Origin of the sequence: Paraburkholderia sp. BR13444 (genome assembly GCF_040948755.1) — a bacterium.
GTDB classification, from domain to species: domain Bacteria; phylum Pseudomonadota; class Gammaproteobacteria; order Burkholderiales; family Burkholderiaceae; genus Paraburkholderia; species Paraburkholderia youngii.
Genome location: NZ_JBFPKM010000003.1, coordinates 90,190 through 104,660 on the forward strand (window position 1 = coordinate 90,190; position 14,471 = coordinate 104,660).

At 61.4% G+C, this 14,471-nt stretch carries 12 protein-coding genes; 4 read left to right on the forward strand and 8 right to left on the reverse strand.

Annotation, left to right across the window (positions count from 1 at the left end):
• Nucleotides 1–103: 103 nt before the first annotated feature.
• The 5 genes from AB3X95_RS09340 to AB3X95_RS09360 form a co-directional block, all read right to left on the reverse strand.
• Nucleotides 104–1,780, reverse strand: a complete 1,677-nt coding sequence (locus tag AB3X95_RS09340) for a methyl-accepting chemotaxis protein (RefSeq protein WP_260332418.1) — start codon at nt 1,778–1,780, stop codon at nt 104–106.
• 533 nt (nt 1,781–2,313) lie between these two features.
• Complete coding sequence (locus AB3X95_RS09345; RefSeq protein WP_184228481.1) at nt 2,314–3,120, reverse strand: oxidoreductase; 807 nt, start codon at nt 3,118–3,120, stop codon at nt 2,314–2,316.
• A 73-nt stretch (nt 3,121–3,193) separates the two neighbouring features.
• Nucleotides 3,194–6,334: an efflux RND transporter permease subunit gene (locus AB3X95_RS09350; protein WP_368621156.1), complete on the reverse strand. Its 3,141-nt coding sequence runs from the start codon at nt 6,332–6,334 to the stop codon at nt 3,194–3,196.
• Nucleotides 6,331–7,446, reverse strand: coding sequence for an efflux RND transporter periplasmic adaptor subunit (locus tag AB3X95_RS09355; RefSeq protein ID WP_368621157.1), 1,116 nt, complete (start codon nt 7,444–7,446; stop codon nt 6,331–6,333). The genes AB3X95_RS09350 and AB3X95_RS09355 overlap by 4 nt, the downstream gene beginning before the upstream one ends.
• 81 nt (nt 7,447–7,527) lie before the next feature.
• Nucleotides 7,528–8,145 carry a TetR/AcrR family transcriptional regulator gene (locus AB3X95_RS09360; RefSeq protein WP_368621158.1) on the reverse strand — a complete coding sequence of 206 codons (618 nt, stop codon included), beginning with the start codon at nt 8,143–8,145 and terminating at the stop codon, nt 7,528–7,530.
• A gap of 105 nt (nt 8,146–8,250) precedes the next feature.
• Between AB3X95_RS09360 and AB3X95_RS09365 the strand changes: the two genes are divergently transcribed.
• The 4 genes from AB3X95_RS09365 (at nt 8,251) to AB3X95_RS09380 (ending at nt 12,209) form a co-directional block, all read left to right on the forward strand.
• Nucleotides 8,251–9,714, forward strand: coding sequence for an efflux transporter outer membrane subunit (locus tag AB3X95_RS09365; RefSeq protein WP_368621159.1), 1,464 nt, complete (start codon nt 8,251–8,253; stop codon nt 9,712–9,714).
• A 183-nt stretch (nt 9,715–9,897) separates the two neighbouring features.
• Complete coding sequence (locus AB3X95_RS09370; protein ID WP_368621160.1) at nt 9,898–10,515, forward strand: TetR/AcrR family transcriptional regulator; 618 nt, start codon at nt 9,898–9,900, stop codon at nt 10,513–10,515.
• 843 nt (nt 10,516–11,358) lie between these two features.
• Entirely contained in the window at nt 11,359–11,589 is a 231-nt protein-coding gene (locus AB3X95_RS09375) for a hypothetical protein (protein ID WP_176122095.1), read from the forward strand.
• A 122-nt stretch (nt 11,590–11,711) separates the two neighbouring features.
• Nucleotides 11,712–12,209 (forward strand): ferritin-like domain-containing protein, encoded by a 498-nt coding sequence (locus AB3X95_RS09380; RefSeq protein ID WP_176383142.1) that lies wholly within the window; start codon nt 11,712–11,714, stop codon nt 12,207–12,209.
• 117 nt (nt 12,210–12,326) lie between these two features.
• Here the strand turns inward: AB3X95_RS09380 and AB3X95_RS09385 are convergent, their stop codons facing one another.
• The 3 genes from AB3X95_RS09385 to AB3X95_RS09395 form a co-directional block, all read right to left on the reverse strand.
• Nucleotides 12,327–12,662 (reverse strand): hypothetical protein, encoded by a 336-nt coding sequence (locus AB3X95_RS09385; RefSeq protein WP_368621161.1) that lies wholly within the window; start codon nt 12,660–12,662, stop codon nt 12,327–12,329.
• Between the two features lie 675 nt (nt 12,663–13,337).
• Nucleotides 13,338–13,898 (reverse strand): Hsp20/alpha crystallin family protein, encoded by a 561-nt coding sequence (locus AB3X95_RS09390; protein WP_176122214.1) that lies wholly within the window; start codon nt 13,896–13,898, stop codon nt 13,338–13,340.
• A gap of 139 nt (nt 13,899–14,037) precedes the next feature.
• Complete coding sequence (locus AB3X95_RS09395) at nt 14,038–14,445, reverse strand: Hsp20/alpha crystallin family protein (RefSeq protein WP_176111097.1); 408 nt, start codon at nt 14,443–14,445, stop codon at nt 14,038–14,040.
• Nucleotides 14,446–14,471 lie beyond the last annotated feature (26 nt).

Sequence of the window (14,471 nt, forward strand, 5' to 3'; positions counted from 1 at the left end):
CGCATCGGGCGTCGTGTGTTGCGACCATGGTGAGTTGAAGTTGCCCTATGAGCAGATCACCGAGCCGCATCTCGCCAACATCTACCGTCTCCCGAGCGCAACGTTACGTGTAGGCTGCCCTATTCCGAGGTGCTCGCGGCGCGGTCCGCAGCCGTGCTACCGGGACGCTTGCCGGGGCAGCAGCTCCGCCCGTTGCGTGCGCAGCGGCCTGGGAATCCAGACGGAAGAACGAAACCGCCTGGTTCAGCTGCCGGCCCTGATCCTCGAGCGATTTCGACGCCGCCGCCGCTTCCTCCACCAGCGCGGCATTCTGCTGCGTCACTTCGTCCATCTGCGTAATCGCCTGATTGACCTGCTCGATCCCGCGGCTCTGCTCGGTCGACGCGGCCGCGATTTCTCCCATGATGTCGGTCACCCGCGCCACGGCCTGTGTCACCTCCGCCATTGTCTTCCCCGCCTCGTTGGCAAGCGACGACCCATTCTGGATCTTCTGCACGGACGCGTTGATCAGATCCTTGATCTCCTTCGCGGCACTGGACGAGCGCTGAGCGAGGCTGCGCACTTCGCTCGCGACCACCGCGAACCCACGTCCCTGCTCGCCTGCACGGGCGGCCTCCACTGCGGCATTCAATGCGAGGATGTTGGTCTGGAAGGCGATCCCCTCGATGATCCCGGTGATATCCGCGATTCTGGTGGAACTCGTCCTGATTTCGCTCATCGTATCGACCACCTCGCCAACGACCTGATTGCCCCGTCCCGCCACTTCGGATGCGTTGGCCGAGAGCGAGCTCGCCTGCTGTGCGTTCTCGGCGTTCTGCTTCACCGTTGACGTCAGCTCCTCCATGCTTGCCGCAGTTTCCTGCAGTGACGCAGCCTGTTGTTCTGTACGCGTGGAAAGATCCACGTTGCCCGACGCGATCTGGCTCGAACCCGTCGCGATACTGTCGGCGGAAGTACGAACCTGACCGATCAGGTGAACGAGGCTAACCTGCATCTTGCCCATCGAGGCGAGCACGCTTCCGGTCGGCGCACTGTTCGCCCCCGGCACCGGGCTCAGATCGCCGCCGGCCACGCGCTGCGTCACTTCGACCAGTGCCACGGGCTCGGCGCCCAAAGCGCGTAGCAGGCTGCGGGTGATGACTGCACCTGCCACGACCGCCAGCACGAGCGCAGCCAGACAGATTGCAATCAGCAGATTCCGCTGAGTCGCGAATTGATCGCTCGATTGGCGGACCATTTGTTGTGCGCGTTCACGGGTGAAGTCCTCGTACTCGTTGGACGCCTTGATCAGAGCCGAAAGCAGTGGCCTGCATTTGGTATCAATTGCCGCAATCGCCGCGTCGCGCTGATTACTCACCGCCAGCCTGTTGATTTCCAGGGCCACGGGGCGGTAAAGCGCCTCGATCCTGGGAAGTTCGGCCGCGAGTCTGCGTGCCTTGTCGCTCATGTCGGAAGCGCCCGCTACCATGGCATTGAACTTTTCCAGGTTAGCCTCGACTCTGCGTTCAGCGTCGATGACGGCGGCCTTTTCCAGCTCGATGTCCTCAGGCGTGGTGACCAGCACCAGATTGCGCACCGCCACGGCACGATCATCAACTGCGGTGCGGACAGCTTCAGCCATTGTGGCCCGTGCGTTAATACCATTGATGTAGCCGGAAAAACGGTCATTCGCGTCGTTCAGCTCCTTCAAGGCGAGTCCTGAAACGATCAGTACTACAACGGCCAATGCTCCGAAAGCCACCGTAAGCTTTGTCTTCACAGACAAGTTATTCAGGATCATTTTTCGCTTCCATTTTCGACGGAAAGACACGTAAATGCAGGCGATCGTTCTTGATGCCCGAGTCACGCACCGGTATGCGCCCGCGCCCGTGAAAACTGATGCGCCTCGCATATGCATTTACGGCGGCAGACTTAATGAACTGAAGCCAGGATTGCCCCGGCTATCGAATCCGCAAACGTTGGCGCGATATTGATTTGTTCTATCAGGAATTAGGTATTGTTTAAGCCCGTTTTTATCAGACAAAATAGGATCGGCGAATATAGGAGACCACACCAATTTTCTCTGGCGTTGTAAATCAATCGTGATATTCGCGAAAGCGATTTTTAAAATCGCTTGGCAGTCCAGACATGAGTTTGCGAGGTCACGACGTCGTCTATCACCGCGCTGACGAGGAAGACCGCTCTGAGGCCAGACAGTTCGCCAATCCTTCCGAGCGCACCGTCTTCCTCGATGTCGCGGTGGCCGCGAGTGGTCCGGCTCGGCGAGCGACGCGTTTCAACCTGGCTGCCTCGACGTGAAATCGGTAGGCGACTTCACGAGAGTCCAAATGTCTTTCTCAGGTTTGCGTCGAGGGGTCCGGCAGGCATGAAGCGACGCAATTTGCTTAGGAGAGAAGCCTGGCCTTTTGGAGTGCGCCTCATTCTCCATGCGCCCAACGCGGAATCGACAATCGTGGTTGCGACGCCGTCAGGTGCCGGCGCCTCATTGACATTTTTTTGAATCGCGCGGGACACGATGGCGCGCTCATCGTCATAGGCTGCGATTTTGGAAGCCGCATGCGGTGCATTGAGATCCAGATTGGTCCTGGTATAGGAAGGCTCGACAAGCACCACGCGGATTCCTAACTTGCGCACCTCATGGTCCAAGGTTTCAGACATTCCCTCGACGGCATGCTTGGATGCTGAATAAAGCCCCATGTATGGAGCCGGAAGGAAGCCCAGCACTGAGCTCACATTGACGATTCTTCCCGAACGTTGCGAGCGCATGTGCGGCAGTACCGCTTGTGTTGTGCGCAAAATCCCGAAAACGTTGGTATCGAATAGCGACTGAGCCTCGGCAATCGACGTTTCTTCCGTCGCGCCGAGCAGCGTCACGCCCGCGCTATTGACAAGCACATCGATGCGCGTGGCTTCCGCGATGACGCTCTGGATTGCACGTTGCACTGAGGCGTCGTTACGGACATCCATCTCGACCAGCACAACACCGGGTATCGATTGCGCGGTTGTAGCGTTGCGTACGGTGCCGAATACCCGGCAACCCCGGCTGGCAAACTTCTGCGCGGTGGCTCGTCCGATCCCCGACGACACACCAGTAACAACGACGACTTTAGAATTCGACATGGCAGTTCCGTTCGATGCAGGTGAATGGGATAAATAGCGGATCAGCCGCTCCGATTGATCTTGCAACCAAGGTTCATTGCCTGGCAGCGAGCACATCCTGCGGCATTTCTTTCGCAGGCTGCGCCTGCTCATGCCTACCTCTGCGCAGATTAGTCGTATCGCCCGGCCGAATCCTGAACCAGATGGAATACATGGCCGGCAGGAACACCAGCGTCAGGATCGTTCCTGCAAAAGTGCCACCGATCAGCGTATACGCGAGCGTCCCCCAGAACACCGAATGGGTCAGCGGGATGAACGCCAGGATCGCCGCCAGCGCGGTCAGGATCACGGGCCGCGCACGCTGCACGGTTGCCTCGATCACGGCATTGAACGGATCCAGCCCGGCCTGTTCGTTCTGGTGAATCTGGCCGATCAGAATCAGCGTGTTGCGCATCACTATCCCCGATAGCGCAATGAGGCCGACCAGCGCATTGATTCCGAACGGCTGCCGGAAAAGGATCAAGGTTGGCACGACACCGATCAGTCCCAGCGGGCTGGTCAGAAAGACCATGACCATCGCGGAGATCGAGCGCACCTGCAGGATGATGATGAGCAGCGTGACCGCCAGCATGATGGGAAAGAGCGGCAACATGGCTGTCGTCGCCTTGCCTGATTCTTCGATCGAGCCGGCCTGCTCGATGCGGTAGCCGTCCGGCAGCTTGTCCATGATGGGCTGAAGCTGCCTCGTGATCGCCGTCGATACGTCTGGCGGCTGCAAGCCATCGGCGATGTCACCGCGCACGGTGATCGTCGGCATCCGGTCGCGCCGGCGCATGATCGGTTCCTCCATGCGCACGTCGACCTTGCCCACCTGCGACAGCGGGATGCGTTGGCCGTTGGCGCCAGCCAGCGTGAAGTCGCCGATCCGCGCCGGGTCGAGCCGGACCTCGCCGGCCGAGCGCGCGATGACCTGCACCGTGCGAATGTCCTCGCGGACGACGGTGACAGGCACGCCGGTGAGCAGGAATTGCAGTTGTTGCGCGACCGCGCTCGATGTCAGCCCCACGGCCTGCAGCCGGTCCTGCTGCAAGGTGAAGTGCAGCGTGGGCGTGCGCGTGCCCCAGTCGGTGTTGACGGTGCGCATCATCGGGCTCGCATCCATCACCTGCTGAACCTGCTCCGCGATGCCGCGGAGCTTGTCCGTGTCCGGACCCGTGACCCGGTAAGCGACCGGGTACGGCGAGTAGGGGCCGAATACGAGCTGCGTGACGCGCAGGCGCGCCTCAGGGGCAAGCCCATCGGCGATTGCCTGGCGCAGCCGCTGTTTGAGTGCCTCGCGCTCGTCCTGGTTATCCGTTCGCACCACGATCTTGGCAAATGACGGATCGGGCAGCTCCGGTCCCATCGAGAAGTAGAACCGCGGTGCGCCCTGACCGACATAGGCGGTGACAATTCTCGCTTCCTTCTGTCTGGCCAGCCAGCCTTCGACCTTCGCTGTGGCGGCGCTGGTCTGAGTGATCGATGTGCCATACGGCATCTGCACCTCGATCAGCACTTCAGGGCGGTCGGAGATCGGGAAGAACTGTTTCTTGACTACCGCCATGCCAAGGACGGCCAGCACGAAGAGGCCCACGACCGAACCGGCGACGAGCCACTTGCGCGCAATGACGCGCTTCAGCAGTTGACGGAAACCGTTGTATCGCGGCGTGTCATAAAGCGCGTCGTGGCCACCTTCGACTTTCTTGAAGTCGGGCAGCATCTTGACGCCGAGGTAAGGTGTGAACACCACGGCGACCACCCACGATGCGATCAGCGCGATCCCAACGATCCAGAACATGTTGCTCGTGTACTCGCCCGCAGTGGATCGGGCGAAGCCATTGGGCATGAAGCCGACCGCCGTGACCAGCGTGCCGGAGAGCATGGGCGCCGCGGTATGACTCCAGGCATAAGCGGAGGCGGCAACGCGGCTGTAGCCCTCTTCCATCTTCACCACCATCATTTCGATGGCGATGATGGCGTCGTCCACCAGCAGGCCCAGCGCCAGGATCAGCGATCCCAGCGTGATGCGGTCGAAGTTCTTGCCAGTTGCGAGCATCACCAGGAAGACCACCGCCAGGGTCAGCGGCACGGCCGCGGCAACCACGAGGCCCACGCGCCAGCCCATGCTCACGAAGCTCACCAGCATGACCACCAGCAGGGCCGCGAAAAACTTCACCATGAACTCATCGACCGCCGAACTGATGTTGACGGCCTGGTCGGTGACCTTGGTCAGGCTCATGCCGAGCGGCAGCCCGCCGTTGATCGCGCCCACCTCGCGGTCCAGCGCGCGACCCAGGTCGAGGCCGTTCCAGCCGTCGCGCATTACGACGCCCAGCAGCAGGGCAGGTTCGCCGTTGTTGCGGATCAGGAACGTCGCCGGATCTTCATAGCCACGCGTGACGGTGGCAATGTCCGATAGCTTCAGCGTGCGTCCCTGCGCCACGACCGGCGTATCGCGGATCTTCTGCAACGCGTCGAACGCGCCGTCGAGGCGGATGAACACCTCCGGGCCCCTGGTCTCCACCGAGCCGGCGGGCGTCAGCGCATTCTGGCCGTTCAGCGCGGCGAACACGTCCTGCGGACTGACGCCCAGCGTTGCCAGACGGTCATGCGAAAACTCGACATAGATCCGCTCCGCCTGCTCGCCAATGATGTTGACCTTCTTCACCCCCGGCACGTGCAGCAGCCGCTGGCGCAGCGTCTCGGCGTCGCGTACCAGCAGGCGCTGCGGTTCGCCTTTGGCCTTGAGCGCAAACAGCGCGAAGGTGACGTCCGCGTATTCGTCGTTGACCATCGGCCCGATCGCACCAGGCGGCAGGTTGCCTGCCTCGTCGCTAATTTTCTTGCGGGCCTGGTAGAACTGTTCCTGCACTTCCGAAGGCGGTGTGCTGTCGAGCAGGGTCAAGGTCGTGAAGGCGAGGCCCGGCCTTGTGTAGGTCTCCGTACGGTCGTACCAGCGCAGCTCCTGCATGCGCTTTTCGAGCTTTTCGGCGACCTGGTCCTGCATTTCCTGCGCGGTGGCCCCCGGCCAGGCAGTGATGATGGTCATCACCTTAACCGTGAAGGCGGGATCTTCGGCGCGGCCGAGCTTGAAGAATGAAACGAGTCCGGCCAGCGAGATCAGGCAGATCAGGAACAGGGTGATGGAGCGCTCGCGCACAGCGAGCGCGGAAAGGTTGAAACGACCTTCGCTCACGGACGGGCTCCCTCGGTTGCGGTCACGGGAGCCTGGCCCGCCACACGGACCAGTTCACCTTCGCGTAGCAGATGCGCGCCGAGCGCGACGATCCGGTCGCCTTGCTTGATCTGGCCGTTGATGCGGACGTCGTCGTCATCCACGTGCTCGACCGTGACCGGGCGCCAGGAGACCTTTGGCGGCTCGCCGTCGACGACCCATACTCCCGGTCCCTTGCCCGCGTCGAAAAGGGCGCCAAGCGGCACCTTCAGCGCGCTTTGCACGGAACGCTGCGCATCCGGAATCTGGATGGTGACCGTTGCTCCTAGCGGTGCATCGGACAGCGTGCCGTCGAGCACGTACCGAGCCTCGAAGGTGCGGGTGAGCGGGTCCGCAGCATCGGATAGTTGCCGCAATTCGGCGGGAACCGTGACGTCCTGCTTGCCGAAGAGCGTTGCCTGCGCGACGGAACCGACCTCAGGGCGCAGGGTTTCCGGCAACTGGATGACGGCCTCGCGACGTCCTGCGTGAGCCAGGCGCACCACGGTCTGCCCGGCGTTGACGACCTGCCCGGGCTCGGCCAGCGTTTCCATGACGACACCATCGGCGTCGGCCACCAGCTCCGTATAGCGACTCGCATTGAGCGCGACGTCGGCTTGGGCTTCGGCTGCGCTGAGCTGGGCTTTGGCAGCATCGGTCGCGGCCTTGACCTGGTCGTAGGCCGAGGCGGAAATGGCGCCCGTGCCGCGCAGATCGCGGTAGCGCGCTTCATCCTCTGCCGTCTGCTGCGCCCGTGCCCGCGCGGCAGCGACGGCCTGCTGCTGCGCCTGCGCGGCCAGCTTCAGATCGACGGGGTCGATGCGCATGAGCGGCTGGCCGCGCCTGACGCTCTGCCCGGCATTGACCAGCCGCTCTAGCACCTTGCCGGAGACCCGAAACCCCAGGTCGCTCTGCACCCGGGCGGCTACGGTTCCGGTAAATGAGCGCGAGGCAGGCGGTGCGTCCCGAACGATGGCGGAACGCACCAGCGGCGCCTCCGTGCGCGGATCGGGCGGTGCTTTTGCGCCGCAAGCGGCCAGCGCAAACGGCAGGGCGAAGACGACGGCTGAGGTAGCGAGGCGGCGCGCAAGCATGAAAGACCCATCGACGAAAAGATGATGGATCCCATTATGGTTCTAGTGACCAATAGAGTCAATAGTCACTACTGCTGCGCGTTAAGGTGAGAGGCTGCGAAGCACCAGACTGGACAATTTCGCCGGCGCCTCCTCGGTGTAATCGAAGCTGTGCTGCAGGATCAACGGGTTGAGGTACGGGCGTAAAACCAGGTAGATCGCCATCGCGGTCTCGTCCAGCGGCGTCTTGCGCTCGAAGTCCCCGCTTTGCCGCCCCGCCTGGAGGATGTCCTGAAGCAGCTTCTGGATGCGCTCTTCATAGGCGCGCGTCGCCTGCCATTGCTCGGTGGCGGCCGACGCGGCAATCTCGTAAAGCTTGCGGTCCTGGGAGAACAGGCGAAGGCTCGCCTCGACGATCGCCTTGAACATCCGCCGCAGTTTCTCTGGCGGCCGGTCGACCTCTTCGACGGCAGCTTTGACCTCGCTTTCGATCTCGCGTAGGCAGTTCGCGCAGATCATCTCGCCAATAGCCTGCTTGGACTCGAAGAACTTGTAGATGTACGCCTTGGAAAAGCCGATGGACTTGGCGAGATCAGAGACGGTCGTTTTCTCGTAGCCATACCGGCTGAAGTGCTCGGTGGCCGCGGCAACGATCTGATCGCGCACGTCATGGTCGGCTGGGCCGCGGGCCGAAATGGGATAGGTGGCTGCATTTTTCATGGTTCCTAGCTTACCGCCGCCCCCAGAAATCGACAACAAGTGACTAAATTGTATTATAGTCACCTATGATCACCTTTACTCGCCCTCGTCGCCCGGAAGAAGCTCATGCTGCCCAAACGCACCCTTGCCATGCTTATCGTCGCCAGCCTTTCGGCAGGCTGCGCGGTAGGTCCCGATTACGTTCGGCCCGATGTACCGATGCCGGAGCGGTTCATGGGCCAAACAGCGGTCGATCATCGGCATGCAACGGCCACTGCGGACCTCGTGACCTGGTGGACGGCGTTTGGCGATCCGCAACTGACGCGATTCGTCGCGCTTGCGCTAGAGCAGAACCTTGACCTCGCGCAAGCTTCTGCTCGTGTCGCCCAGGCACGTGCAGCACTTGGAGCGGCGAATGCCGCGCTGCTGCCTTCCGGCAATGTCAGCGGCCAGGCAGCCAGGGTCTACCAGTCCGTTGAAACGCCCCTCGGGCGAGTTTTGAACTCGACGCCCGGTTTCGACCGCTACGGCAACGAGTACGAAGCCAATCTCAGCGCGAGCTGGGAACTGGATGTGTTCGGAGGACTGCGTCGTGGACGGGAAGCGGCGCTCGCCGAGTACGAGGCGTCGGAAGCCGGCGCCGCGGCCACACGCCTGGCCGTGGCGGCACAGACCGCCGACATCTATATCAGCATCCGCGGATTGCAAGCCCGTCTGAACGTCGCGCGGCGACAGGTGCAGACGCAGCAGGATCTGCTCTCCACCATCAACCTTCTGTATGGCAAGGGGTTGGCAGCCGAGCTTCAGGTAAGACAGGCCGAGGGGGCGCTTGCCCAGGTCCAGGCATCGGTCCCGGTCCTCGAGACTGGCCTCGACGCGGCCATGAACGCACTGGATGTGATGCTCGGCGCGCAGCCCGGCGTACATCGGGCCGAGCTGCTCGAAGCTGGCGACATCCCCGCCCCCCCGCAGATCGGAGCCACCGGATCGCCGCGCGAGTTGCTCAGGCGGCGGCCAGACCTGATCGTGGCCGAGCGACACCTCGCCGCATCGAATGCGCGTATTGGCGTGGCCATCGCCGAGTACTACCCCAAGGTCTCCCTCAGTGGGCTGATCGGCAGCGCGACATCCGTGGCCAGCGGCAATCTGTTCTCGAGCGGCGCCAGCCAGGCCGCCGGCGTGCTGGGTCTGCGCTGGCGTTTGTTCGACTTCGGCCGGATCAATGCGCAGATCAGCCAGGCCAAGGGTCAGGAGGCCGAGATGCTGGCTGCCTATCGGCTTGCCGCATTACATGCGACTGAGGACGTGGAGAACGCTTTTTCGGCACTGGTCAAGCGCGAGGAACAGGCTGCTGCGCTCACGCAGGGCGTGGACTCGCTCGGCCGCGCAAGAGCTGCCTCGTTTGCAGCCTATCAAAAAGGCGTAGTCAGTCTGATTGAAGTCCTGCAAGCCGACGACAGCCTGCTACGCACTTCCGACGGGCGAGTGCAGGCACAAACGGAGTCAGCCCGCGCGGCAGTCGCTGCTTTCAGGGCGCTCGGGGGTGGTTGGCAACCCAGCGAATCCGAAGCGACGGTTGCCACCAGGTAGCTAGCGCACGCGCCGAAAGCACGCAAAGCGGCGCCGGAAATTTCGCAATCTTTGTTCTTCGATGGCCGTTGATGAGGACTCCGCTTCGCCCGCGCAGCGGAGCGGCTACCTGTCGAAAGGTCCCGCCAGTCACTTGCCATCAAGAATTGGAAGCGCAGCGTTTCGTCTACACCGCCTTATCGCATGTCACGCAAACGATTGACCCGGGAAGAATCCCGCAAAGAGACCCGCAGGCGCCTGCTCGGCGCAGCGGCCTTGAGCATTGCCAGGAAGGGGTTGGCCGCCACGAGCGTAGAGGATATCGCCGCCCGGGCCGGCTATACCCGTGGTGCGTTCTACTCGAACTTCGACAGCAAAAGCGACCTCTTCGTCGAACTGCTCCGTCTCGATCACCAGAACATCCAGGAAAACTTGCGGAAGCTGTTAGAGGCCGGTTCGTCCGGCCAGGACCTGCGAAAGCAGCTCACGTTGTTGTACGCGCAGCGTTATCGCGACGACAACAACTACGTCATGTGGGCCGAGGCACGCCTGCATGCCATGCGTGACGCGAAGTTCCGACAACAGATGAACGTCCTTTGGCTAGAAAAGCGCGAGATGATCGCCTCCTTCATCGAGCAGTTCTGCAAGCACGTCAACATGCAAGTGCCAGGAGCCTGTGCCGCCCAGGCACTTGCCACGATCGCATTGATGGACGACGTCCTCTATTTCACCATTGCCATGCCCAACGAGCTGTCGAAGACTTCAGCCGAAGCGGTTGTGAGCAACATCCTTACGAGAATGTTCACAAGTTCATCGTTCTGAGTGAACCTTGATTGGCGCAGGTCCGTTCTAGCTGGTTGAGTGAAGGGCCAGCCGCGATGAGACTGAACATAACGGCCGACGAAGCAGTGTTTGTCGACCGACTAGATGGCTTGTCCGCGGCGTTCATAGAGCCGCGCGTTCCGGGCATAGACAACATCCAGGCAGTCAGGATGCGCAAGTCGCCAGACATCAATCCCTTCAACGTCCGCAGGAAGATGCCAAGAATGGCAGCACTGGCGACAAAAATTAGAAGCAAGGCGATGCCACTGTTGAAGCGATCAGGTTGTCTCTCTCGCAACCCCGAGAGAACAAATCGCCGACGAGAGGACAGCTGACGGACCCATTTCGACGTGTCGCGTGGTCCCTACCCGTTCATCGCGCAGACACGCCGATATAACGCGTCACGGCGCAAGGTGGAAAGCGCAAAGATCTTTACGCCCCCTAGCCAGGAAAGGGCTCCCGCGCAAACGTCCCCATTTTCGAGGGTGGCCGGAAATCCGCTCACGCGTGTGCGTCGTTGACCGCGTCTTTCGGACAGGCACATGCAAACCGCCGAGGCACATTGACTGCTCGGAAACATGCATCGAAGCATAGAGGCCAGAGAGGAACTATGGCTGCAGCCAATGAGCGTCGGCTCGATGGATACCCTCTCAGGCCGGGAGTTTGCTGCGTTCGTGGAACCGGCGCGTTGCGCTGGCCCACAAGATCGAGTGCACCATCTGGGCGCTAATGGCTCATGGTCGAACGTATCGATCCGGTTAGCGGTTCACGCCGCGTAGAAGACCCACTTACTACGGAGATTGGTCGCACCTGGCAAACGGGAAGGCGCCCATACAACTCAGAATGACCGACGTATCATGGCAGGTGACGCATCGAGAGTGGGTGATTCGTTCCTCACCGGAGAAGAGAGGCTTTCACTACCACGCTCGCGTGGAGGTTGAGCGCCGCCCTCAAAACTACGTAGACAATCGCGAAGTCTTTCGCTTCACCGACATCGGCTATTTCGATACCCAGGCTTCCGCAAACGAGCGCGGTGTGGCCTGGGCGAAGGCATGGCTCGACGTCAACTTCTAAGCGTTGGCAATTCCCCTCACATCAAGCAAGTCTCGTCCTCTTGACACGCAGCCGATGCGGTCTGTCTCGGGCATACTCGTTGCGCCAGTGAGGGCTCTAAACAACCTTTTAGGAGCTCACAAATGTCACAGCGAAAGACGGTCGATGATCTGTTCGTGCACATGCTTTCCGACATCTATAGCGCGGAGAAGCAACTGACGCGAGCACTGGCGAAACTCTCCCGCGCCGCTTCCGACCCGGCGCTGAGCGACGCATTCAAGACTCATCTTGAAGAAACGCAAGGACAGGTCGAACGGATCGACAAGGTGGTGGAAACTTGCGACATCCGCCTGAAGAGAATGAAGTGCATCGCGATGGAGGGTTTGATAGAAGAAGGACAGGAACTGATCGACGAGATCGAAAAAGGTCCGGTCCTGGATGCGGGCCTCGTGGCTGCCGCGCAGAAGGTCGAACACTACGAGATCGCCACCTACGGTAGTCTGTGCGCCATTGGCAAGCAACTGGGTTTCACCGAAGCCGTGAAACTGCTGACAGAGACGCTGGACGAAGAAAAGGCCACGGACCTCAAGCTTACCGAGTTTGCGGAAAGAGCCGGCAATAAGAAGGCTACGCAACAGTAAACCATGAGGACACAGCGCAGGCGTACCGGTCGAATGGTCTGCCTGCGCTCGCCATCTTGTGATTTACCTTCGATTTGTGCCTGTCACATTGGTCCGTGGGTCTGATGCTTCGATTCATCACTGGCCGTTTTGCTGCTTGCCATCCGCATTGTCGTTTGTGCCGTGGCCGGTGTTGGGACGGGTGCTATTGTTCATCCCGCTCGACCGGTCCCTCGACGGGTTGTCAGGCGCAGCGCCAGTTCCGGTTCCCATACCGCCACCGGTTCCTGTCGCACCCGTTGCCATCCCTCCGGCGCCTCCAGCATTGCCGCCGCCAGCGGCCACGCCGTTCCCAGCTCCGCCTCCGCCGCCGGCCCCGCCCGCTCCGCCTGCGCCGCCACCCTGCGCATAGGCGCCGCCCGCCAGTGCCGTCACCAGCGCAAAAGCCAGCATCGCTTTTGTCGTGAACTTCATGGTTCGCCTCCATTCCATTGGATCGATGTCGCCGGCTGTCGGGCGCAACGCCGCAGTCGCTTCGTCACTTGCGACAGCCCGCTACTGCCGAACGTCAGTCTCGCGGCAGCATCACCTGGAATGAGCAGGGGTTATTCCCGGGACCGCACTAGAGGTTCTCCATAAGCCCTCGCTTCACGCCTCCGGCTGAGCACCGACGCACTAAAGCCAAGGAATCCGAATCGGGCATGCCGTTGTGTCGTGCCGTGGCATGCCGGATGCGCGATCGCCATACATTCGTCGGCATTCAACGAGTCATGTCGCGGATTGCTCACTGCGTGACGATTGGAAAGATCGACCGGCCGATGCCGCCGGGAGAAAGGATGCCCGTTCCCCGTGGCAAGCGAACCGGTGAAATGGCTATGCAGAGAACTCGTCAACACACGGCTTGCGGAAAACGTGCGGGTGCGACGACTCGACATCGACCCGACAAGCGGAATCTGATAAGCGCAAACAGCCGCTTTGCGAGTACCCCGCATGCGTCAAGATTCTCACGGATTCGACGTGCGCGAATGCCAAGGCTTTCGTGAAGCCAGGTTGCTCCCGATTGCGCACACGCCGCCACCGCTCTACCAATTGAGCTAACGGCCCGGCCAGCCAGAAAGTCCTCGCTGCCGGGCAATTCTGGCCTGGGTGCTACCCAATATCGATGGTCCGACTAGTGGAGCGCGCCGGTTCCGTTTTCGGCACGGTCAATGTAAGAATGCCGTTGTCAAACTTTGCCAATGCATGGTCTGGATCGGCATTGTCCGGCATCGGAATTCTGCGCACGAAGCTTCCATAGGCTCGCTCCAACCGATAGCATCCGTCTTCCTCGCTGCGCACGTCCTGCTTCTTCTCGCCGCGCAGCACGATCGCCCCTTCCTCGACGCTCACGTTCAAGTCCTCGCGTCCCATCCCGGGCAGTTCCGCAGTTACGCGAAGCACCGGCCCTTCGTCCACGACGTCGATGCGCGGCTGGAAGCGCGACGAACTGAAGTCGCCAAACCATCGTTCAAACGCACCTCCGCCTGCAAATGGGTCACGAAAAAATTCCTCCACGGCACGCCACGGTTCACGAAGAGATAGTCGTGGAATGTCAGGCCATGCGGCCCGCCACTCATCCGCGCGCCGACCGTCTGTGTCGTCCGCATCGGATTTGCGGGCGGCTCCGCGAAGGAACTTGAAGGGGTTCCATTTTTTCGGATCAGTGTTCATCATGTGCTCCTTTCCTATCAGCGACGAAACGGGATTCCGGTCTCCGCGCCGCGACTGCTTCGACTCGACAGCCGAAAGGCGGTGGCCGGAGGACAGCATCCAGCTTCTTGCTACTGCTGTCCCCCTCCCCCTGCCGACTTCAGTCGGTACGCACCTCGATGCGGCGCGGTCGCGCTTCGTCGCGGCGCGGTATCGTCAGCTTCAATACACCGTCCTTCAGATTGGCTTCGATTTTCGACGCGTCGAAGTCGGCGCTCATCGAGAACGCCCGCGCGAAGTGAGGCTGACGGATCTCCGCATGCTGCAGACGCAGTTCCGCCGGTGTCGGCACCATCGCCTCTGCTTCGATGTACAGGTTGCCATCGTGGACCTTGACGTCCAGCCGCTCCCTGGTCACGCCCGGCAGATCCGCCCACAGCGTGATGCCGTGGCTGTCCTCGAAGATGTCGACCGGCGGCGTCAACGTGATCCGGCGTTGCGACGCATCACCGTCGCGCTGGGCCACCGCCGTTTGGTCCTTTCTGGCGAGTTCAGTCGTGTCGTTCATGATGTCCTCCGTAGTTCTGCCAGCCG